Origin of the sequence: Neorhizobium sp. NCHU2750 (assembly GCF_003597675.1) — a bacterium.
GTDB lineage: Bacteria > Pseudomonadota > Alphaproteobacteria > Rhizobiales > Rhizobiaceae > Neorhizobium.
Window position 1 is genome coordinate 319817 of record NZ_CP030827.1, and the last position, 20354, is coordinate 340170.

The 20354-nt window shown below is 61.4% G+C and carries 19 protein-coding genes; 13 read left to right on the plus strand and 6 right to left on the minus strand.

What is annotated here, in order from left to right:
- The first annotated feature begins 25 nt into the window (after nucleotides 1-25).
- The 9 genes from folD (at nucleotide 26) to NCHU2750_RS01570 (ending at nucleotide 9167) form a co-directional block, all read left to right on the plus strand.
- The gene (gene folD / locus NCHU2750_RS01530) at nucleotides 26-925 is read left to right on the plus strand and encodes a bifunctional methylenetetrahydrofolate dehydrogenase/methenyltetrahydrofolate cyclohydrolase FolD (protein WP_119942811.1); all 900 of its coding nucleotides are present in this window, start codon (nucleotides 26-28) and stop codon (nucleotides 923-925) included.
- Between the two features lie 144 nt (nucleotides 926-1069).
- Nucleotides 1070-2431 (plus strand): ABC transporter substrate-binding protein, encoded by a 1362-nt coding sequence (locus tag NCHU2750_RS01535; protein ID WP_119938847.1) that lies wholly within the window; start codon nucleotides 1070-1072, stop codon nucleotides 2429-2431.
- A gap of 205 nt (nucleotides 2432-2636) precedes the next feature.
- Entirely contained in the window at nucleotides 2637-3650 is a 1014-nt protein-coding gene (locus NCHU2750_RS01540) for a carbohydrate ABC transporter permease (RefSeq protein WP_119938848.1), read from the plus strand.
- 1 nt (nucleotide 3651) lies between these two features.
- A complete protein-coding gene (locus NCHU2750_RS01545; protein ID WP_119938849.1) occupies nucleotides 3652-4821 on the plus strand; it encodes a carbohydrate ABC transporter permease in 1170 nt (389 codons plus the stop codon).
- 50 nt (nucleotides 4822-4871) lie between these two features.
- A complete protein-coding gene (bglA, locus tag NCHU2750_RS01550; protein WP_119938850.1) occupies nucleotides 4872-6539 on the plus strand; it encodes a beta-galactosidase BglA in 1668 nt (555 codons plus the stop codon).
- Between the two features lie 23 nt (nucleotides 6540-6562).
- Nucleotides 6563-7651 carry an ABC transporter ATP-binding protein gene (locus NCHU2750_RS01555; RefSeq protein WP_119938851.1) on the plus strand — a complete coding sequence of 363 codons (1089 nt, stop codon included), beginning with the start codon at nucleotides 6563-6565 and terminating at the stop codon, nucleotides 7649-7651.
- A 177-nt stretch (nucleotides 7652-7828) separates the two neighbouring features.
- Nucleotides 7829-8185, plus strand: coding sequence for a hypothetical protein (locus NCHU2750_RS01560; protein ID WP_119942813.1), 357 nt, complete (start codon nucleotides 7829-7831; stop codon nucleotides 8183-8185).
- 141 nt (nucleotides 8186-8326) lie between these two features.
- Complete coding sequence (locus NCHU2750_RS01565) at nucleotides 8327-8572, plus strand: DUF982 domain-containing protein (RefSeq protein WP_119938852.1); 246 nt, start codon at nucleotides 8327-8329, stop codon at nucleotides 8570-8572.
- A gap of 130 nt (nucleotides 8573-8702) precedes the next feature.
- Entirely contained in the window at nucleotides 8703-9167 is a 465-nt protein-coding gene (locus NCHU2750_RS01570) for an Imm26 family immunity protein (RefSeq protein ID WP_119938853.1), read from the plus strand.
- A 121-nt stretch (nucleotides 9168-9288) separates the two neighbouring features.
- On the opposite strand, the gene edd is transcribed toward NCHU2750_RS01570, so the two are convergent.
- The 5 genes from edd to NCHU2750_RS01595 form a co-directional block, all read right to left on the minus strand.
- Nucleotides 9289-11106 (minus strand): phosphogluconate dehydratase, encoded by a 1818-nt coding sequence (edd, locus tag NCHU2750_RS01575; RefSeq protein ID WP_119938854.1) that lies wholly within the window; start codon nucleotides 11104-11106, stop codon nucleotides 9289-9291.
- A gap of 112 nt (nucleotides 11107-11218) precedes the next feature.
- Nucleotides 11219-11917: a 6-phosphogluconolactonase gene (pgl, locus tag NCHU2750_RS01580; RefSeq protein ID WP_119938855.1), complete on the minus strand. Its 699-nt coding sequence runs from the start codon at nucleotides 11915-11917 to the stop codon at nucleotides 11219-11221.
- A gap of 5 nt (nucleotides 11918-11922) precedes the next feature.
- A complete protein-coding gene (gene zwf, locus NCHU2750_RS01585) occupies nucleotides 11923-13401 on the minus strand; it encodes a glucose-6-phosphate dehydrogenase (RefSeq protein WP_119938856.1) in 1479 nt (492 codons plus the stop codon).
- 77 nt (nucleotides 13402-13478) lie between these two features.
- Nucleotides 13479-14768: an NAD(P)/FAD-dependent oxidoreductase gene (locus NCHU2750_RS01590; RefSeq protein WP_119938857.1), complete on the minus strand. Its 1290-nt coding sequence runs from the start codon at nucleotides 14766-14768 to the stop codon at nucleotides 13479-13481.
- 11 nt (nucleotides 14769-14779) lie between these two features.
- Nucleotides 14780-16219: a glutamine synthetase family protein gene (locus NCHU2750_RS01595; protein ID WP_119938858.1), complete on the minus strand. Its 1440-nt coding sequence runs from the start codon at nucleotides 16217-16219 to the stop codon at nucleotides 14780-14782.
- Nucleotides 16220-16357: 138 nt separating this feature from the next.
- Between NCHU2750_RS01595 and NCHU2750_RS01600 the strand changes: the two genes are divergently transcribed.
- The 4 genes from NCHU2750_RS01600 to NCHU2750_RS31110 all read left to right on the plus strand — a co-directional run bounded on the left by NCHU2750_RS01600 (nucleotide 16358) and on the right by NCHU2750_RS31110 (nucleotide 20082).
- Nucleotides 16358-17542, plus strand: a complete 1185-nt coding sequence (locus tag NCHU2750_RS01600; protein WP_119938859.1) for a BaiN/RdsA family NAD(P)/FAD-dependent oxidoreductase — start codon at nucleotides 16358-16360, stop codon at nucleotides 17540-17542.
- Nucleotides 17543-17712: 170 nt separating this feature from the next.
- Nucleotides 17713-17847: a hypothetical protein gene (locus tag NCHU2750_RS31105; protein ID WP_256377696.1), complete on the plus strand. Its 135-nt coding sequence runs from the start codon at nucleotides 17713-17715 to the stop codon at nucleotides 17845-17847.
- Nucleotides 17848-17998: 151 nt separating this feature from the next.
- Nucleotides 17999-19840 carry a methyl-accepting chemotaxis protein gene (locus NCHU2750_RS01605; RefSeq protein ID WP_119942815.1) on the plus strand — a complete coding sequence of 614 codons (1842 nt, stop codon included), beginning with the start codon at nucleotides 17999-18001 and terminating at the stop codon, nucleotides 19838-19840.
- A gap of 119 nt (nucleotides 19841-19959) precedes the next feature.
- The gene (locus NCHU2750_RS31110) at nucleotides 19960-20082 is read left to right on the plus strand and encodes a hypothetical protein (RefSeq protein ID WP_256377697.1); all 123 of its coding nucleotides are present in this window, start codon (nucleotides 19960-19962) and stop codon (nucleotides 20080-20082) included.
- A gap of 6 nt (nucleotides 20083-20088) precedes the next feature.
- Here NCHU2750_RS31110 and NCHU2750_RS01610 read toward each other — a convergent pair whose 3' ends face one another.
- On the minus strand, nucleotides 20089-20340 hold the full coding sequence (locus NCHU2750_RS01610; RefSeq protein WP_119938860.1) for an SMc00767 family acetate metabolism repressor: 252 nt from the start codon (nucleotides 20338-20340) through the stop codon (nucleotides 20089-20091).
- Nucleotides 20341-20354 lie beyond the last annotated feature (14 nt).

Below are 20354 nucleotides of genomic sequence, written 5' to 3' on the forward strand. Positions count from 1 at the left end.
GACGCTGAGAAGCGAGGAGTTCACCGTGGCATTTGTGATTGATGGCAAGGAAGCAGCAGCTTCCGTCATTTCCGCTGTAACCGCAGCATCCGCATCGCTGAAGGAAAGAACCGGCATCGCCCCCGGTCTCGCCGTCGTCATCGTTGGCAACGATCCGGCAAGCCACGCCTATGTCAATTCCAAGGGCAAGATGGCCAAGCAATGCGGCTTCAACTCCATCCAGCACACGCTGCCGGAAGAGACGACGCAGGAAGATCTGCAGGCGCTGGTCGACACGCTGAATGCCGATCCGGCCGTCCACGGTATCCTCGTCCAGCTGCCGCTGCCGAAGCATTTCGACAGCGACGTCATCATCCAGTCTATCCTGCCGCAAAAGGATGTCGACGGGTTGAGCATCGCCAATGCCGGCAAGATCGCCACCGGTGACCTTGAAACCGGCCTGATCTCCTGCACCCCTGCCGGCGCTATGCTGCTGGTCAAGCGCGTCCATGGCGAGGATCTCTCGGGCCTCAACGCCGTCGTCATCGGCCGTTCCAACCTGTTCGGCAAGCCGATGGGTCTTCTGCTTCTCGCCGCCAACGCCACCGTCACCATGGCGCATTCGAGGACGAAGGATCTCGCTTCCGTCTGCCGCAATGCCGATATTCTGGTCGCCGCCGTCGGCCGTGCGGAAATGGTCCGGCGCGATTGGGTGAAGCCCGGTGCCACCGTCATCGATGTCGGCATCAATCGCGTCCCGGCACCGGAAAAGGGAGAAGGCAAGACCAAGCTCGTTGGCGACGTCGCCTTTGCCGAAGCCTCCGAAGTGGCGAAGTCGATTACTCCGGTTCCCGGCGGCGTCGGACCGATGACGATCGCCATGCTGATGGCCAACACGGTCATCGCCGCGCACCGTGCCTGCAGCCTTTCCGTGCCGAAATTCTGACTTTGGAACATTTGTCGCGCCTTGGTTGCGACGGCGCCTCTTGATTCCTCTGCTGGCGCGTTAAATCATCTCTCCGGTTGCCGTCCCATCAAGGCGGCAACTCTTCGGATCGACTTAAACGATTTTGAGAGGGAGGAGGATTTGATGAGGGCTTCCATAGTCATAGGCACCGCCCTGGCGGCCATGATCGCGGGCATGGCAAACGCGCAGGAACTGAAGTTTCCGCCCGGCCAGGACGCCAAGTTCAACTGGAAGAGCTACGAGGATTTCAAGGCGGCCCATGCCGACCTGAAGGGCCAGAGCCTGACGCTGTTCGGCCCCTGGCGCGGCGAGGACGAAGTGCTGTTCAACAGCGTGCTCGCCTATTTCAATGCGGCCACCGGCATTAACGGCAAATATTCCTCGTCGGAAAACTACGAGCAGCAGATCGTCATCGATACCCAGGCGGGCTCCCCACCGAATATCGCCATCATGCCCCAGCCCGGCCTTCTCGCCGACCTCGCGCCCAAGGGCTATCTCGCGCCGCTCGGCAAGGAGACGGAGGATTGGGTCCGGACCAATTACGGCTCCGGCGAAGACTGGATCCGTTACGGCACCTACAAGGGCAAGGACGGCAAGCAAGGCTATTTCGGCTTTCCCTTCAAGGCCGACCTGAAATCGATCGTCTGGTACGTGCCGGAAAACTTCGAGGAAGCCGGTTACGAGGTCCCGAAGACGATGGAGGACCTGATCAAGCTCTCCGACCAGATCGTCAAGGACGGCGGCGTGCCGTGGTGCATCGGTCTCGGTTCGGGCGGCGCCACCGGCTGGCCGGCGACCGACTGGGTCGAGGACATGATGCTGCGCACCCAGAAGCCAGAGGTCTACGACAAGTGGATCACCAACGAAGTGAAGTTCAACGATCCGGCCGTCGTCGGTGCGATCGAGGAATTCGGCCGCTTCGCCAAGAATGACAAATATGTCGCCGGTGGCGTCCCGGCCGTCGCCTCCACTGATTTCCGCGACAGCCCGAAGGGTCTCTTCGACATTCCGCCGAAATGCTACATGCATCATCAGGCGTCCTTCGTGCCCTCCTTCTTCCCGCCGGACAAGAAGCTCGGCGTCGATGCCGATTTCTTCTATCTGCCGACCTTCGCCTCCAAGCCGGAACTCGGCACGCCGGTTCTGGGCGCCGGCACGCTCTTCACCATCACCAAGGATAGTCCTGCCGCGCGCGCCTTCATCGAGTTCCTGAAGACGCCGATCGCCCATGAAGTGTGGATGGCGCAGACCTCCTTCCTCACCCCCTACAAGGGCGTCAATCTCGATGCCTATGCCAATGACATCATGAAGAAGGAGGGCGATCTCCTGACCAAGGCCACCACCTTCCGCTTCGATGCCTCCGACCTGATGCCCGGCAAGATCGGCGCCGGTGCCTTCTGGACCGGCATGATCGACTATGTCGGCGGCAAGGACGCCAAGGCCTCGGCCGACGAGATCCAGAAGGCCTGGGACGGGTTGAAGTAGGGGTTCGGCGCTCCGAATACCCCCTCTGGCCTGCCGGCCATCTCCCCCACAAGGGGGGAGAAGACCCAGCCGCTTTCTCCTCGCCCGGTCTCTGACACCGAGGGCACGGCTGGGTTAGGCCCTCCCCCTTGTGGGGAGGGTGGGGAGGGGACTTTCTTGAAAAGCGGCGATCCAGCCAAATAATAAAACAACAGGGAGGGGCAGAATGGCATCGCAGATCGTAACAGCCTTCGGGGCCGTCATTGCCGGCGTCTTCGCCTGTGCCTTCTATTACTGGTTCTCCGACAAGCTGCTGCAGATCGCCTTTCCGGTGCGCGGCGGGGATGCGCGGCGGGCTTCGGCGAACCTGCGTATCCATGCCGCGATCCGCCCCTGGCTGTTCCTCGGCCCGGCGCTGATCCTTCTCGCCGTCTATCTCGTCTATCCGGTCATCGCCACCTTCATTCTGTCCTTCTACGATCGCTCCGGCGGCAATTTCGTCGGGCTTGCCAACTATCGCTGGGCGGCAACCGACGATCAGTTCCGCCAGTCGATCTTCAACAATATCCTCTGGCTCGCCGTCGTTCCCGCCGCCTGCACCTTCTTCGGCCTCGTCATCGCCGTACTGACCGACCGCATCTGGTGGGGCAATATCGCCAAGAGCCTGATCTTCATGCCGATGGCGATCTCCTTCGTCGGCGCCTCGGTGATCTGGAAATTCATCTACGAATATCGCGGTGCCGAAGGCCCGCAGATCGGCCTCCTCAACGCCATCGTGCAATATTTCGGCGGCGATCCGCAGGTCTGGATCGCGCTGCCGCTGTGGAACAACTTCTTCCTGATGGCGATCCTGATCTGGATCCAGACCGGCTTTGCCATGGTCATCCTGTCTGCGGCACTGCGCGGCATTCCCGAAGAGACGATCGAGGCCGCCGTCATCGATGGCGCCAATGGCTGGCAGATCTTCTGGAAGATCATGGTACCGCAGATCTGGGGCACCATCGCCGTCGTCTGGACGACGATCACCATTCTCGTTCTGAAGGTCTTCGACATCGTTTTGACCATGACCAACGGCCAGTGGAATACGATGGTTCTCGCCAACCTGATGTTCGACTGGATGTTCCGCGGCGGCGGCGACAGTGGCCGAAGCGCCGTCATCGCGCTGGTCATCATGGCGGCCGTCACACCGATCATGATCTGGAATATCCGCCAGGTGAAGGATGAAGGGGGCGAGCACTGAGATGACCATCACAGCCCTCCGCCGCATCGGCCTTCCACGTCTCATCGTTCATATTTCGGTTCTGGCGATCTGCATTCTCTGGCTGATCCCGACGATCGGCATCTTCGTCACATCGTTCCGCGATCCCGGCCAGATCGCCTCGTCCGGCTGGTGGACGGCCTTCTCCGGCGCCACGGAAACCAGTGCGGCGCGCCTCGGCGAACCCTCGACGGCGAGACAGGACGGAGCAAACTATGTGATCTCCGGCTCGGTCTTCGACGGCGGCCAGGAGGCGGCGAAGAAGGGCGATGTCCGCGCCTTCGGCACCAAGGTCGCGGCCCCCACCGAATTTTCAGCCGGTGAAACGGCCGATCTCGGCGATGGCGAGACGCTCACCGTCAACGAAGACGGCACTTATACCTATCTGAAGAACGCCCCCTTCACCGACAAGCGCGGCAGGCGGGTCTATCTCTCGGTCGCCCAGCCGCCCCATTTCACCCTTGATAATTACCGCACCGTTTTGACCTCGCAGGGCATCGGCCAGGCCTTCGTCAATTCGCTGACAGTCGCGGTCCCCGCTACCATCATCCCGATCCTGATCGCCGCCTTTGCCGCCTATGCCCTGTCCTGGATGCATTTTCCCGGCCGCGCGATCCTGATTGCCGTCGTCGTCGGCCTGATCGTCGTGCCCTTGCAGATGTCGCTGATCCCGCTTCTGACGATGTATAACGAGATCGGCAGCTTCTTCGGCGTCGCCTCGCGCAGCTATGTCGGCATCTGGCTGGCGCATGCGGCCTTCGGCATGCCGCTCGCCATCTATCTCCTGCGCAACTATATCGCCGGCCTGCCCAAGGAGGTGATCGAATCAGCCCGTGTCGATGGTGCCAGCGATTTCGAAATCTTCGTGCGTATTGTGCTGCCGCTCTCGTTTCCGGCGCTCGCATCGTTTTCCATCTTCCAGTTCCTTTGGACCTGGAACGATCTTCTCGTCGCCATGGTCTTCCTCGGCACCGGCAAGGACCAACTGGTCCTGACGGGAGCATTGAACGCACTTTTGGGCTCCATGGGCGGCAAATGGGAAATCCTCACCGCTTCGGCCTTCATTACCATCCTCGTCCCGATTATCGTCTTTTTTGCGCTGCAGCGTTATCTCGTCCGCGGCCTGCTTGCAGGCTCCGTCAAGGGCGGCTGAGGTCGTGGCCATCCGTTTGAACCCGTCACAATAACCCACAAGGATATTGAATGAGCATTCCCGCAGAAGCCGGCGCGACACCCGACAAGGTCATCGATCGGGACTGGTGGCGCGGTGCCGTCATCTACCAGATCTACCCGCGCTCCTTCCAGGATTCCAATGGCGACGGCATCGGCGACATGAAGGGCATCACCGCCCGTCTGCCGCATGTGGCAGCGCTTGGTGCCGATGCGGTGTGGATCTCGCCCTTCTTCCCGTCGCCGATGAAGGATTTCGGCTACGACGTGTCGAACTATACCGATGTCGATCCGATGTTCGGCACGCTGTCGGATTTCGACGGCATGATCGCCGAGGCGCACCGGCTTGGCATCAAGGTGATGATCGATCTGGTCATGTCGCATACGTCCGACCAGCACCCATGGTTCGTCGAGAGCCGCTCCTCGCGCTTCAATCCCAAGGCCGACTGGTATGTCTGGACGGATGCCAGGCCCGATGGCACGCCGCCCAACAACTGGCTGTCGATCTTCGGCGGGTCAGCCTGGCACTGGGATCCGACGCGCATGCAATATTACATGCACAACTTCCTCACCTCGCAGCCGGACCTCAATCTGCACAATCCGGAAGTCCAGGACGCGCTGCTCGACATGACCCGCTTCTGGCTGAAGCGCGGCGTCGACGGCTTTCGTCTCGACACGATCAACTTCTACTTCCACGACAAGGAATTGCGCGACAACCCGGCGCTCGCCCCGGAAAGACGCAACGCCTCCACCGCGCCCGCGGTCAATCCCTATAACTTCCAGGAGCATCTCTACGACAAGAACCGCCCGGAAAATCTCGATTTCCTCAAGCGTTTCCGCGCCGTCCTCAACGAGTTCCCGGCAATTGCCGCCGTCGGCGAGGTGGGCGACAGCCAGCGCGGGCTCGAAATCGTCGGCGAATACACATCCGGCGATGACAAGATGCAGATGTGCTACGCCTTCGAATTTCTGGCACCCGATGCCCTGACGCCGTCGCGCGTCAGCGAGGTGCAGAAGGCTTTCTCTGCAGCGGCCCCGGAAGGCTGGGCCTGCTGGGCCTTCTCCAACCACGATGTGGTGCGCCATGTCAGCCGCTGGGGCCAGGAGGTTCTCGACCGCGATGGTTTCGCCAAGATGCTGTCGGCCATCCTTCTGTCGCAGCGCGGTTCCGTCTGCCTCTATCAGGGCGAGGAACTGGGCCTGACGGAAGCCGACATCGCCTATGCCGACCTGCAGGACCCTTACGGCATCCAGTTCTGGCCCGAATTCAAGGGCCGCGACGGTTGCCGTACCCCGATGCCCTGGGATGCGCAGGCACTGCAGGCGGGTTTCTCGACCGCCGAGCGCACCTGGCTGCCGATCCCGGTGGAACACCAGTTGAAGGCCGTCAGCGCGCAATATGGCGACCCGTCTTCCGTGCTGGAGCAGTATCGGCGCTTCCTCGCTTTCCGTAAGGCACATCCGGCCTTCGCCAAGGGCGAGATCGCTTTCCGGCCCATGGACGAACCGCTTCTGGCCTATGAGCGGCAATATGGCAATGAAACCATCCTGTGCCTGTTCAACATGAGCCCCAATCCCGTATCAGGCACCCTGCCGTTGGGCGAGTGGGAGGCGCTGGAAGGACATGGTTTCGAGGCCGCGCGCGATGGAAAGAGGGTCGAATTGACCGCCTGGGGCGCATTTTTCGCCCGGCGGCTCTGAGGAACGAGGGGAGGAGGACGATCATGACCGGCGTTACATTGAAGGACATCCGCAAGACCTATGGCCAGGTCAAGGTGCTGCTCGGCATCGACCTGGAGATAGAACAGGGCGAGTTCATCGTCTTCGTCGGCCCGTCCGGCTGCGGCAAGTCGACCTTGCTGCGCATGATCGCGGGGCTGGAAAGCGTCACCGCCGGTGAGCTTTCCATCGACGGCGAGGTCGTCAATGACGTGCCTCCCTCGCGCCGTGGCATCGCCATGGTGTTCCAGTCCTATGCGCTCTACCCGCATATGACGGTCTACGATAACATGGCCTTCGGCATGAAGATCGCGCGGGAAAGCAAGACCGAGATCGACCGCCGTGTGCGCGCGGCGGCCGATATCCTGCAGCTCACGCCCTATCTCGACCGCCTGCCCAAGGCACTGTCCGGCGGCCAGCGTCAGCGCGTCGCCATCGGCCGCGCCATCTGCCGCAACCCGAAGGTCTTCCTCTTCGACGAACCCCTGTCGAACCTCGATGCCGCCCTGCGCGTGGCGACCCGCATCGAGATAGCCAGGCTGAAGGAGAAGATGGCCGACACGACGATGATCTACGTCACCCATGACCAGGTGGAGGCGATGACGCTCGCCGATCGCATCGTCGTGCTTTCCGCCGGAAAGATCGAGCAGGTCGGCCCGCCGCTCGAACTCTACGAGCGTCCCGCCAATCTCTTTGTCGCCCGCTTTATCGGCTCGCCAGCGATGAACATCCTGCCCGCCACAATTTCCGAAGCGGGCCAGAACACCGTGGTCGCTCTTAAGGGCGGCCGGTCGGCTTCGGTGCCGATCCCGGTCCCGGCGGAAGCGAAAGGCAAGGCGGCCAGCCTCGGCATTCGCCCGGAAGACCTGATCATCTCGGTCACCGACGACTATCTTTTCGAAGGACGAGTTCTTCTGGTGGAAGCGCTCGGCGAAGTGACGCTGCTCTATCTCGAATCCGGTCCGGGGGAGGAGCCTGTCATCGCCAAAATGCCGGGCACGACGGACGTTGCCAAGGGCGATATCGTGCGCCTCAAGGCTCAGCCAGAAAAGCTCCATCTCTTCGATTCCGATGGCCGGACATATCGGCGCTGACCGGTAAGCCTCCGTTCACCACATTGGAGGGATCGCCGCAATCTCCCGTCCTCAAATGGGACGCGCCAACCCATTGTTAAACTTCGTCCCCTAGCGTCCATATGCAAGTATAGGAGAATTGTTGTGGGTGCGGCGACATTTAACAAAAATCATTATCTGAACAAGGAAGAGTCTTTCATGTATGACCGCGAACAGCGGTTCAAGATGGAAGATACGATGAATGCCGGCCGCATCGAATACACGGAAAAGGCCATCCTCAACATGGCGCAGCGCCGCTGCGACGTGGTGCAGATCTCCCAGAGCGGTGCCGTCCTTGCGCTCCTGACGCAATATAATCTTCCCCAGCAGTTCTATCTCGATATTCCCGATGCCCGCATCAACAAGGTCGGCTGCATGCTGATGCGCATCAATATGAACAACACGATCGATGTCCGCTTCCTGCGCCTGCTGACGGACAAGGAAATGAACCGCATCTTCGTGTTCTCCACCCATCCGCGCCATCGCGACCACAAGATGGATATCCGCACCTGGTAAAGGCCTGCGGCACCTGACGCTTCTGCTTCTGTAAAATGCGGTCTCGGTGGCGCCTTTCTGCGCCTCGAGAACTTTCTTCGTCTCGCCTTGGCTCTCGATTGCCGATAAGACACCGGCCAATCGAATCTCGGAGAAGAAGACGTGGGCAAGAGCTGGAACAAAGGCGTCACCCTGGCCCTGGAAGAACCGGGCAAGTTCACCACCATCAGCACGCTCGAAGAGGCCTCCTGGGCCATGATCGAGGACTGGCCGCTGGAAGAGGGCGAGGCGCTGGACAAGGCGCTGCTCATCTTCGAGGCCGTCATGAAGGGCAAGAAGCCGCTCGAAGCCGCAAGGCTCGCCTTCATTGCCGCCGCGATCGAGGCGGGCATCGAGATCAAGGATTAAAGAAGTTTGACCGACGGGCAAAAGATTGCTGTCGAGACATCCCGTTGGCAATACGAGTCGAGGGCCTTTGTCGGACCTATGCGGAGTTCTCGAAACTCGTTAAACGTGTTGCTGGAGCGGCGAGGGTGCGATGGGCAGAGGCAGAAAGCAGAAGCGGGGCGATATCGTTAGGATTGATATTGGAGGCGGGAAGCAATTCTACGCCGTCGCCCTAACGCCTCCACTTTTCGCATTTCTGGACGGTATTTCGGAACATGGGGAACCGGTCCAAGACGTGCAAGATCGAGGGGTTCTCTTCAAGCTATGGGTAATGGACCGCGCTGCAAAGTCCGGGCGATGGCCCATCGTTGGAACGGTTGAGCCATCCGCGGTATCCGCGTTGGACGGTGCAGTGTTCTTCAAGCAGGACCTGATTGCCGGGAGTATTACGGCCTATGATACTAAGGTAAGTACTGAATCTCCGCTCAGCTTTGAAGATGCGGACCGCTTGGAATGCGCTGCTGTTTGGAGCGCTGAGCATGTCGAAGACAGGCTTCGTGATCATGTGAACGGCATTTCGAACAAGTGGTGGGCATCAATGCGGCCTCGGAGATAGCGTTGATCGCCGCCGCCCCACCTTCACGAAAAGGCTTCGAAACGATGAAGCCGCATGCATAAGGAGCGGCCGTGGATCTTGTGTGATTCCACGGCCGACAGGTCTGCATTGTAGTCTGCCCTCAGGCGAAAACGCTGGCCCCCTGGTCCGCCCGGCCGACATTGCGGCGGAAGGCGGAGAAGAGTTCGCGGCCCATGCCGAAATCGTTTTCGGAAAGGTCGGCTTCTGCCGGCACGCGGGCGGCAAATTCGGCGGCGTCCACCAGCACTTCCAGCGTGCCCGCAACCGCGTCGAGACGGATCATGTCGCCTTCGCGGATTTTTGCGATCGCGCCGCCATCACAGGCTTCCGGCGTCATATGGATCGCCGCCGGCACCTTGCCGGATGCGCCAGACATGCGCCCGTCGGTGACGAGCGCCACCTTGAAACCGCGGTCCTGCAGCACGCCGAGCGATGGGGTCAGCCGGTGCAGTTCCGGCATGCCGTTCGCCTTCGGGCCCTGGAAGCGCACGACGGCGATGAAGTCGCGGTTCAGCTCGCCGCGCTTGAATGCATCCTGCAGGCCCTGCTGGTCGTGGAAGATGATCGCCGGCGCCTCGATGATATGACGCTCCGGCTTCACCGCCGAGATCTTGATGACGCCATGGCCGATATTGCCGGCCAGCATCTTCAACCCGCCGGTCTTCTGGAACGGCTGGTCGACGGTCGTCAGCACCTTCGCGTCGCCGCTCACGTCCGGCACGCTTTCGCGCGTCACCTGGCCATCCGCGCCAAGCTTGGCCTCGACCGTATAGGCTTCAAGCCCGTGGCCGAAGACGGTGCGCACGTCCTCATGCACATAGCCTTCGCGCAGCAACTGCTTGATCAGGAAGCCCATGCCGCCGGCGGCATGGAAATGGTTCACGTCGGCAAGCCCGTTCGGATAGACGCGGGCGAGAAGCGGCACGGCATCCGAAAGCTCGGAAATATCCTGCCATGTCAGGTGAATGCCGGCAGCCCGCGCCATCGCGACGAGATGCATCGTATGATTGGTCGAGCCGCCCGTCGCATGCAGGCCGACGACGCCGTTGACGATCGAGCGTTCGTCGATCATCTCGCCGGCCGGCGTGAATTCGTTGCCCATGGCGGTAATCGCGAGCGCCCGCTTGGCGGCCTCGCGGGTCAAAGCTTCGCGCAGCGGCGTGCCCGGATTGACGAAGGAGGCGCCGGGCATGTGGAAGCCCATGATCTCCATCAGCATCTGGTTGGAATTGGCCGTGCCGTAGAAGGTGCAGGTGCCCGGGCCGTGATAGGACTTGGATTCGGCTTCGAGAAGCTCGGCGCGACCGACCTTGCCCTCGGCATAAAGCTGGCGGATGCGCGACTTCTCGTCGTTTGGCAGGCCGGACGTCATCGGCCCGGCCGGAATGAACACGGCCGGCAGATGCCCGAAGGTCAAGGCTGCAATGACGAGGCCCGGTACGATCTTGTCGCAGATGCCGAGATAGACCGAGGCATCGAACATGTTGTGCGACAGGCCGATGCCAGCCGCCATGGCGATCGTATCGCGCGAGAAGAGCGACAGTTCCATGCCCGGCTGGCCCTGGGTCACGCCATCGCACATGGCCGGCACGCCGCCAGCCACTTGGGCGATGCCGCCGGCTTCGCGGGCTGCGTCACGGATGATCTGCGGAAATGTCTCATAGGGCTGGTGGGCCGAGAGCATGTCGTTATAGGCGGTGATGATGCCGAGGTTCGGGACGACGTCTCCGGCGAGCGCGTCCTTCTCGGCGGGGGAACAGACCGCAAATCCATGCGCAAGGTTGCCGCAGGAGAGAACGGTCCTGTGCGGACCCTTCTCGACCGCCCGGTTCAACCGGTCGAGATAGGCTTCGCGCCGCGGCTTGGATCGTTCGACGATCCTCGCCGTAATTGCTTCGATGCTGGAATGCGCCGCCATGTTCAATACTCCTTCGGTCAATCCCGGTTTGGGAGAGGCCGAAGCCACCGGGGTCGCAGGTGCCACGAATAGACCGGCGCCCTTTGCACGCTGGGGCGCCGGGATGAGCGCCTTATGGCGCCCAGTAGATCTTGAGCGGTGATGCCGCGCGGTTGAGGACGGCGCGGATCGGCATCTCGGTTTCGTCCGATCCTGCTTCTGCCTTAGCCAGCACGTCCTTCTTTTCCTGCCCCTCGATATGCAGCACCAGCAGGCGCGCATCCGAAAGCGCAGAGAAGGTGAAGGTCAGGCGCTCTTCGCCCGCACCCGCCGCCGCCATCGTCATCACGCCGCGCGGCGTCGAAAGATCGAGCGCCTTGGCAAGGTGATTGCCGTGCGGGAAGAAGGATGCGGTATGCCCGTCTCCGCCCATGCCGAGGATCGCGACGTCGAACGGCCTGCCGATCGATGCGGTTGCCACCGTGGCAATCTCGGCCGCAGCGTCTATTGTCGCCGCCTCGTGGTAAAGGGGAATAAAGGTCGCAGCCTGAGCCTTGTCCTTCAGCAGATGGGTCGCGACCAGAAGATGGTTGGAGCGTGGGCTGTCGGCCGGCACGAACCGTTCGTCCACCAGCGTCACGGTCACCTTGGTCCAGTCGATATCCTTCTCCGAAAGCACCTCGAAGAACCGCTTTGGCGTCGATCCGCCGGAGACGGCAAATGACGCCGTCCCCTTTTCGGAAATCGCTGCCGAAAGCCGTGTCGCAACCTCGTCCGCAAGGGCGTTGGCGAGTGCTGCTCCATCGGCAAAGCTATGATAAGTCGATGCCATGTCGATCAGCCTTCGTGCCAGGTGCGGCCGTCACGTTCGATGAGCGCGATGGCCTGGCTCGGACCCCAGGTGCCGGCGGTATAACCCTGCGCCACCTGTCCGGTTTCTTCCCAGCCCTTGAGGATCGGATCGACCCACTGCCATGCGGCTTCCACTTCGTCGCGGCGCATGAACAGCGTCTGGTTGGCGCGAATCGTATCCATCAGCAGGCGTTCATAGGCATCCGGGCTGCGGACCGAAAAGGCCTCGGCAAAGCTCATGTCGAGCGAGACGTTGCGCAGGCGCATGCCGCCCGGACCGGGGTCCTTGATCATCAGCGACTGCTTGACGCCTTCGTCCGGCTGCAGGCGGATGATCAGCTGGTTTGCCGAAATGCGGCCCGCTGCCGTGTCGAAAATGTTGTGCGGCACCGGCTTGAAGGTGATGACGATTTCCGACATGCGCTCCGTCAGGCGCTTGCCCGTGCGGATGTAGAAGGGCACGCCCGCCCAGCGCCAGTTGCCGATCTCGGCCTTGATGGCGACGAAGGTCTCGGTGTTGGAAACGCCGCCTTCCAGCTCTTCCAGATAGCCCTTGACCGGGCCGCCTGCGGAAGCGCCGGCGCGATACTGGCCGCGCACGGTCATCGTCTCGCAATTGTCGGCGGTGATCGGCTTCAAAGCGCGAAGAACCTTGAGCTTTTCGTCGCGCACGGCTTCGGAATCCATCGACGACGGGGTTTCCATCGCAACGAGGCAAAGCAGCTGCATGATGTGGTTCTGAACCATGTCGCGCAATGCGCCGGCCGTGTCGTAATAACCGGCACGACCTTCGAGGCCGACGGCTTCGGCAACCGTGATCTGCACGTGGTCGATATAGTTGGCGTTCCACAAGGGCTCATAGAGCGCGTTGGCAAAACGCAGCGCCATCAGATTCTGGACCGTTTCCTTGCCCAGGTAATGGTCGATACGGTAGATCTGTTCTTCCTTGAATACCTTGCCGATCGTGTCGTTCAGCTCCAAGGCCGAGGCGAGGTCGCGGCCGATCGGCTTTTCAACGACGATGCGGGTCTTCGGCGTGATCATCTTGTGGTCGCGGATCTTTTCCGAGATCGCGCCGAAAATGCCCGGTGCTACGGCGAGGTAGAAGGCACGCACGCGATCCTTGCCATTGCCCTCGTCGAGCAGCTTCTTCAGCTTGTCCCAGCCATTGTCGGACTTGGCATCGACCGGAATGTAATAGATGCGTTCGCAGAAGGCCTTGACCTGGGCCTCGTCATATTCGCCCTTCTTCAGGTGCTCTTTCAGAGCGTCCTCGGCAAACTTGCGGTATTCCTCGTGGGAAAGGCCGCTGCGCGAGGCGCCGATGATGCGGGTCGGCTCCGTGAACTGACCTTCGATCTGCCGGTGATACAGGGCCGGCAGAAGCTTGCGCTCGGCAAGGTCTCCGGTCCCGCCGAAGACGATGCAATCGAATGGTTCCACTGGAATGATCTGGCTGCTCATCGCTCAACTTTCATCGTGTGTGGTTGGGGTGTGTCTTATGCTAATCGATTTAAAAAGGCTAGTCCGAAATCGCGCTCTCAGGTGCGGTCTCTTAGCGCAAACCAGGTGAGTGCGAGAAAAAGCAAGGGTTTACGCATGGCGTGTCCTCCTGGGAAGGCGGAAATATTGAGATCTGCAAGAGCATCGAGTTCGCTCTTACGTCCGGCAACCATTTCAGCATAAAGCTTGCCGCAGTAATTTGACAGCATGACGCCATGGCCGGAATAACCGCCGATTGCGGTTACGCCGGGCATGACTTGCCGCACGAAGGGACGCCGCGGCAGGGTTATCCCCACATTGCCGCCCCAGGCATGGGTGATTCGCGCAGCCTTCAGCGCCGGATAGGTGGCGATGATCTGCTGGTGAATCGCTTCCGCCGTGTCCTTGGGATCTTTCGAGGAATAGACCTCGCGCCCGCCGAACAGCAGCCGGTTGTCCTTCGACTTGCGGAAATAGCGCACCACGAAACGGCTGTCGCAGACAGCCTCCATGCCGGGAATGACATGCGGGAACGCATCGAGCGGTTCGGTTGCCGCAATGAAGGAGCCGATCGGCATGACATGCGCCGAGGTAACCGGCTCGAGATTGCCGATATAGGCATTGGTGGCGATCAGCAGCCGGTCGGATGTCAGCGTGCCCTTCGCCGTCTCGACCTTGATCTTGCCGCCCTCGCGGCGGATTGCCGTGGCCCTGGTGTTCTCGTGGATTGCCGCACCCGCAGCCCTGGCCACCTTCGCCAGCCCGACCAGCAGTTTCAGCGGATGGATATGGCCGGTGCCGGTATCGCGCACGCCGCAATAGTAATCCTTGGTGCCGACACGCTCCTCCGTCTCCGCCTTGTCCATGAAGGTCATGTGCGGATAGTCGTAGCGTTCGGCGGCGATGTCCGCATTGGCGCGGTAATCGCGCTCATATCCCGGCTTGTGCGACACGTTGAGCTGGCCCGGCATGTAGTCGATATCGATGCCATGCACTGTCGCAAAATCGAGGAGATGCCGCTTGGCGTTTTCTGCCATGGCAAACAGCAGTTTCGAGCGTTCGTAGCCGAGTTCCTTTTCGGCCTCTTCCGGCCACCAGCGCTGCCCGGTGCCGAGCTGACCGCCATTGCGCCCGGAGGCACCGTCGCCGAAATGCTCCGCTTCGATCAGCGCCACCGACACGCCGGCCTTCGCCAGATTGTAGGCTGCCTGCAGGCCGGTATAACCGCCGCCGATGATCGCCACGTCGACTGATTTCGATCCGTCGAGCGCCGGATAGGTCGGGCGGTCGTCTACGCTTGCCTGGTACCAGGAAAGACCGGGCGCGATCGGGCTCTGCCAATTGTCCATGCTTGCAGCCCTCATACGTTGAGCAGCAGGAACTCGCGCTCCCACGGGCTGATCACCTGCATGAAGGTCTCGAACTCGCCGCGCTTGACGCCGGCATAGATGCCGATGAATTCCTTGCTGAACACCTTCATCAGTTCCGGCTCCTCTTCGAGCAGCGAAACAGCATTGAGCAGGTCGCGCGGCAGGTCGATTGCGCCTTCATTGGCGGATTCGTCGGTCGGCGGCGTCGGCTCGATCCCGTTCATGATCCCGAGAAGACCGCAGCCGAGCGAGGCGGCAAGCGCCAGATAGGGATTGGCATCCGAGCTCGGCAGCCGGTTCTCGACACGCCGGGCGACGGGATCGGAAACCGGCACGCGGAAAGCGGTCGTGCGGTTGTCGTAACCCCAGGCGGTGTTGACCGGAGCCGCCATGTCCGGCGTAAGGCGGCGATAGGAGTTCACGTAGGGCGCCATCATCACCAGCGTCTTCGGGATATAGCTCTGCATCCCGCCGATGAACTGGAAGAACTCCTTTGACGGCGATCCGTCCTTGTTGGAAAAGATGTTGGCTCCGGTCTCGATATCCACCACCGACTGATGGATATGCATGGCCGATCCCGCCTGGCCCTGCATCGGCTTGGCCATGAACGTGGCATAGATACCGTGTTTCATCGCCGCTTCGCGGATCGTCCGCTTGAACATGAACACCTGATCGGCAAGCTCCACCGGGTCGCCGTGGCGAAGGTTGATCTCGAGTTGTGCCGGACCTTCCTCATGGATCAGCGTGTCGATCTCCAGTCCCTGCTTTTCGGAGAAGTGATAGATGTCGTCGATCAACTCGTCGAATTCGTTGATGCCGGCGATCGAATAGCCCTGGCCACCCAGGATGGAACGGCCCGAGCGGCCTTTCGGCGGATGCAGCGGATAGTCCGGGTCGTCATTCTTGGCGACCAGATAGAATTCGATTTCCGGCGCCACGACCGGTTTCCAGCCGCGCTCGGTATAGAGCCGGACGACATTCTTCAACACATTGCGCGGCGTATAGCTCACCGCATCGCCCTCCGTATTGACGATGTCGCAGATCACCTGTGCCGTCGGGTCGGTTTCCCATGGCACGACGGAGAGCGTCGAAAGATCCGGCGTCAGTTTCAGGTCGCTGTCGCGCGGCTCGTAGCGGAAGCTCTCCGTCTCCTCCGGATACTCGCCTGATATCGTATGCCGGTAGAGCGCCGAAGGCAGTGCCAGCGACGTGTTGGAGGTGAATTTCGACGACGGCATCATCTTGCCGCGCGGCACGCCGGCAAGGTCGGGCGTGATGCATTCGATATCCTCGATCCCGCGGGCACGAAGCCATGCCGCAGCTTCCGCCCAGTCCGACACGCCGCGAAGCGAGGTCAGCGTTGGCTGTGCAACGGCGGCTTTTGCGACCGTACCGACTTTCGCAACGGGATTGGCTTTCTTCGTGGGCATGACACACCGGGGTGAGGTTGATCGAATGTTCCCATCATAGCCACCGATCGGCAATTGGCGAGGGGGGAGGCGTTGACTTTGGATGAACTATGGCGAACAGCGGAGGCGGCAACCGCCTGTAGCCGAAGGAGTGAAGGATTGGCGCGGAAATTCGATGTGGTGATCCTTGGCGCAGGCGCGGCCGGCATGATGTGCGCCATTCGCGCCGGTGCGCGGGGCCGTTCCGTGCTGGTCCTCGACCATGCGAAGACACCGGGGGAGAAGATTCGCATCTCCGGCGGCGGGCGCTGCAATTTCACCAATATCCACGCCGGACCGAAGAATTATCTTTCGGCCAATCCGCATTTCGTCAAATCGGCGCTCGCTCGCTATTCGGCGCAGGATTTCATCGATCTCGTCAATCGTCACGGCATCGCCTTTCACGAAAAGACGCTCGGGCAACTGTTCTGCGATGACAGCGCCAGGGATATCATCCGCATGCTGCTTGCCGAGATGGAAGCGGCAGGCGCCAAGCTCGAACTGCAGACCGGCGTCACGTCCGTCGAAAAATCCGGCAACGGGTTCCGCATCGCCACGGCCAGCGGCGAGGCGATCGAGGCAGGCGCTGTCGTCGTCGCCACCGGCGGCAAGTCGATCCCCAAAATGGGCGCGACCGGTCTTGCCTATGACATTGCCCGGCAGTTCGGCCTGAAGCTTGTCGAAACCCGCCCCGGCCTCGTGCCCCTGACGCTCGATCCCGCGCTGCTGGAAAAGCTGTCGCCGCTCTCCGGCATCGCCGTGCCTGCCGAAATCCGCCACGGCAAGGCCGCCTTCCGCGAAGCCTTGCTCTTCACCCATCGCGGCCTGAGCGGCCCCGCCATCCTGCAGATTTCCTCCTATTGGCGCGAGGGCGACGAGATCACCGTCGTCATCGAGCCCGATCGCCGCATTTCCGACGACCTGAAGGTGGCCCGCAAGGCAAACGGCAAGCAGGCCATCCAGACAGCACTTTCCGAAATCCTGCCCAAGCGGCTGGCGCAATTCTTTGCCGAGAAACATCCTGCGGCCGCCAAACTTGCCGATTGTTCCGACAAGCTGTTCGAGGCGATTGCCGCGTCTATCCAGGATTGGCGCATTCGCCCCGCCGGCTCTGAAGGCTATCGCACGGCGGAAGTCACGCTTGGCGGCATCGACACCTCGGAACTGGATTCGAAGACCATGCAGGCGAAGACCATGCCCGGTCTTTATTTCATCGGCGAGTGCGTCGACGTCACCGGCTGGCTCGGCGGTTACAATTTCCAATGGGCCTGGGCATCCGGCCATGTCTGCGGCGAAGCGCTCTGATTATAAGCTTCGGCTGTCGATCGAGGGTTGCAATTGCTGCATGCCTCCATCGATTGATTCAGCACTTGTTAATGTGCCTGACAGATGCTGCCATATTGACAGCTAATTTTTGTGTTCAAGACACCGATAGGCTGTCAATATCAGTCGATCATCGTCTGGGAGTTCGATATATGCCGAATGCTCGCCGTGCCCGCGCCATCGCCATTGCCAAGGCTGACGACAGTGCCGCCTTGTTCCGTTTTCGCCTGCTGATGATCGCTGTCGGCGCCACGGCTGCACTTCTGGCTCTTCCCGCTCTGTTTTAATCGAGCAAGCTAATATTGTTCTGAATGCCTGTAGTTGCAGGCCGGAACTCCGCGTGTGCGCGGCCAATTTCCTTACCATTTGTCAAATTCAGCAATTTTTCACACCTGTCACGGATGATCGCGGAGGTTTTTCCCGCTAGAGTCGTCCATGATGAAGAACATCCTGCCTTCCTCCGTTGTTTCGAAAATCGTTTTTCTTTGCCTTTTCCTGATTACGGTTGCCGTTTCCGCGGTTGCGGGCCTCGCCTACAGCTATTACCGCAGTGACATCATGGCGGCTGCCCTGGAAGACGCCAACAATTCCATCCGAACCATGGGCTTGCTTTACGAAGCCGAACTGCCGGGCGCCAGCGCTTCGCTGAAGGACGGCAATCTCGACAGGGTAGCTGCAGGCGAGGGGACCCTGAAGGGCCACGATCTCGTCGACCGTACCGCCAACGCCATCGGCGGCGTTGCGACGGTCTTCGAAAAGCAGGGCGGCGATTACGTCCGCATCTCCACCAACGTGAAGAACGAAAAGGGCGAGCGTGCCATCGGCACCAAGCTTGCCGCCGATCACCCGGCGCAGGCAGCCCTTGCCAAGGGACAGCCCTATGTCGGCCCGGCCGTCCTGTTCGGGCGCGATTTCATGACCGCCTATTTCCCGATCGTCAATGCGTCCGGTGCCGTCAGCGGCGTGCTGTTCATCGGCATCCCGATGCAGGTCTATTTCAGCCATATCGCCTCGGTCGGCCTTGCCCTGACGATCACCTCTCTCATCGCGCTGCTGGTCATTGCTGTGGCAAGCTACTTCGTCATCCGCGCCCTCATCCGCCCGCTCGGCGTGTTGACGGGCTCGGTCCGGACGATCGCTGCCGGCGGCAACAGTGCCGACATTCCCTACACCGCCCGCACCGACGAATTCGGCAATATCGCCCGTGCACTCCAGGTCTTCCGCGACAATGCGCTGGAAAAGCTGCGCATCGAGCAGCAGAGCGCCACCCATCGCGCCGAGGCGGAAGCAGAACGCGAACGCAGCGATAGCGACAAGCGCATGGTCGACGGCCAAATCGATCAGGCGGTGACGGCACTCGGCGCCGCCCTGTCGCGACTGTCGAACGGCGATCTTTCGGTTACCATCGACCAGCCCTTCTCCGGCAAGCTCGAACCGCTGCGCACCGATTTCAACGGTTCGATCATCCGCCTGCGCGACACGCTTGCCCATATTCGCCAGAGCACCATGGCGATCCAGAAGAGCAGCGCCGATCTGAGCCATTCCTCCGCCGATCTGTCTCGCCGCACTGAAAGCCAGGCGGCCTCGCTCGAAGAGACGGCTGCGGCCGTCGACGAGATCACCGCAACCGTGCGCTCCTCCGCCGATCGTGCTCGCGAGGCCAACGATGCCGTCTCGCAGACGAAGAAGAGCGCCGACAATTCCGGCACCGTCGTCAAGAATGCCGTCGAGGCCATGAGCCGGATCGAAGACGCCTCGCAGAAGATCGAGCTGATCATCGAAGTGATCGACGACATCGCCTTCCAGACCAATCTCCTGGCGCTCAACGCCGGTATCGAGGCCGCCCGCGCCGGCGACGCCGGCAAGGGTTTTGCCGTGGTTGCCCAGGAAGTGCGCGAACTCGCCCAGCGTTCCGCCGATGCGGCCAAGGAGATCAAGGGCCTGATCAACCAGTCGACCCACGAGGTGGGTGCCGGCGCCTCGCTCGTCCAGCAGGCCGGCGAAGTTCTCGCAACCATCAGCAGCGAGATCGTCGTCATCAGCCACCATGTCGAGACGATTGCCACCGCAAGCCGCGACCAGTCGGCGGCGCTGCAGAACATCAACCAGTCCGTCAACCAGATGGACCAGATGACCCAGCAGAACGGCGCCATGGTGGCCGAGACCAGCGATGCGAGCCGTCGTCTGGCGGAAGAGACCGAGGCGCTCTTCGACCTGCTGCAGCAGTTCCGCATCGATGCCGCGGCACGCGTCTCCAGCCGCTTCGGGCAGGCTGCCTGAGCCTCCGAACATCCCATCAAGGAAAGTGAGAAAGGGCGGCTGCAGCCGCCCTTTCTCTTTGCGGGGTTCAGGAAGGTATCCCGGCCGGCATTACGCCACATGCGCATGGAGCGGTCGGCATGAACCCGGCTCTTGTGGGCAGGCGCCCGGCCGGTGTTGGCATTGCTCCGGCGGCAGGCTGGGGGGCTGCCTGGGCAATCGCGCAAGCCGCAGCCTCGTGGCTCAGCGCCACGATGGCGTGACCGCGGTCAAGAGAGCCTGTTGGTCATGACGACGGGAACCATGAGGTCGCCCCAGTGGCCATCGCCGCCGTGATGCCGGGCCGAGCGGATCAATTCGACCGAGACGCCGGCCTCGACCGCCTTCATGACGGCATGGTTCAGCCGGTGCAGGTCGTTGGCCAGCGCCCGGATTGCGGTCTGCTGGTCAGCGGTCATGGCGCTCGCCTGTTCCTCGGCGCGTTCCTTGACATGGGTCTTGATCGGGGTCTGGATCGTCATTTCGGGGTCTCCTT

What these genes read in the sequence shown, in the direction of transcription:
- NCHU2750_RS01540 (WP_119938848.1), top strand. Translation starts at nt 2,637, where the DNA reads ATGGCATCGCAGATCGTAACAGCCTTCGGGGCCGTCATTGCCGGCGTC.
- edd (WP_119938854.1), bottom strand. Translation starts at nt 11,106, where the DNA reads ATGGCGGCGCATTCCAGCATCGAAGCAATTACGGCGAGGATCGTCGAA.
- NCHU2750_RS01570 (WP_119938853.1), top strand. Translation starts at nt 8,703, where the DNA reads ATGGGCAGAGGCAGAAAGCAGAAGCGGGGCGATATCGTTAGGATTGAT.
- NCHU2750_RS01535 (WP_119938847.1), top strand. Translation starts at nt 1,070, where the DNA reads ATGAGGGCTTCCATAGTCATAGGCACCGCCCTGGCGGCCATGATCGCG.
- NCHU2750_RS01590 (WP_119938857.1), bottom strand. Translation starts at nt 14,768, where the DNA reads ATGGACAATTGGCAGAGCCCGATCGCGCCCGGTCTTTCCTGGTACCAG.
- NCHU2750_RS01605 (WP_119942815.1), top strand. Translation starts at nt 17,999, where the DNA reads ATGAAGAACATCCTGCCTTCCTCCGTTGTTTCGAAAATCGTTTTTCTT.
- NCHU2750_RS31110 (WP_256377697.1), top strand. Translation starts at nt 19,960, where the DNA reads ATGAACCCGGCTCTTGTGGGCAGGCGCCCGGCCGGTGTTGGCATTGCT.
- zwf (WP_119938856.1), bottom strand. Translation starts at nt 13,401, where the DNA reads ATGAGCAGCCAGATCATTCCAGTGGAACCATTCGATTGCATCGTCTTC.
- NCHU2750_RS31105 (WP_256377696.1), top strand. Translation starts at nt 17,713, where the DNA reads ATGCCGAATGCTCGCCGTGCCCGCGCCATCGCCATTGCCAAGGCTGAC.
- NCHU2750_RS01610 (WP_119938860.1), bottom strand. Translation starts at nt 20,340, where the DNA reads ATGACGATCCAGACCCCGATCAAGACCCATGTCAAGGAACGCGCCGAG.
- NCHU2750_RS01545 (WP_119938849.1), top strand. Translation starts at nt 3,652, where the DNA reads ATGACCATCACAGCCCTCCGCCGCATCGGCCTTCCACGTCTCATCGTT.
- pgl (WP_119938855.1), bottom strand. Translation starts at nt 11,917, where the DNA reads ATGGCATCGACTTATCATAGCTTTGCCGATGGAGCAGCACTCGCCAAC.
- bglA (WP_119938850.1), top strand. Translation starts at nt 4,872, where the DNA reads ATGAGCATTCCCGCAGAAGCCGGCGCGACACCCGACAAGGTCATCGAT.
- NCHU2750_RS01595 (WP_119938858.1), bottom strand. Translation starts at nt 16,219, where the DNA reads ATGCCCACGAAGAAAGCCAATCCCGTTGCGAAAGTCGGTACGGTCGCA.
- NCHU2750_RS01555 (WP_119938851.1), top strand. Translation starts at nt 6,563, where the DNA reads ATGACCGGCGTTACATTGAAGGACATCCGCAAGACCTATGGCCAGGTC.
- NCHU2750_RS01560 (WP_119942813.1), top strand. Translation starts at nt 7,829, where the DNA reads ATGTATGACCGCGAACAGCGGTTCAAGATGGAAGATACGATGAATGCC.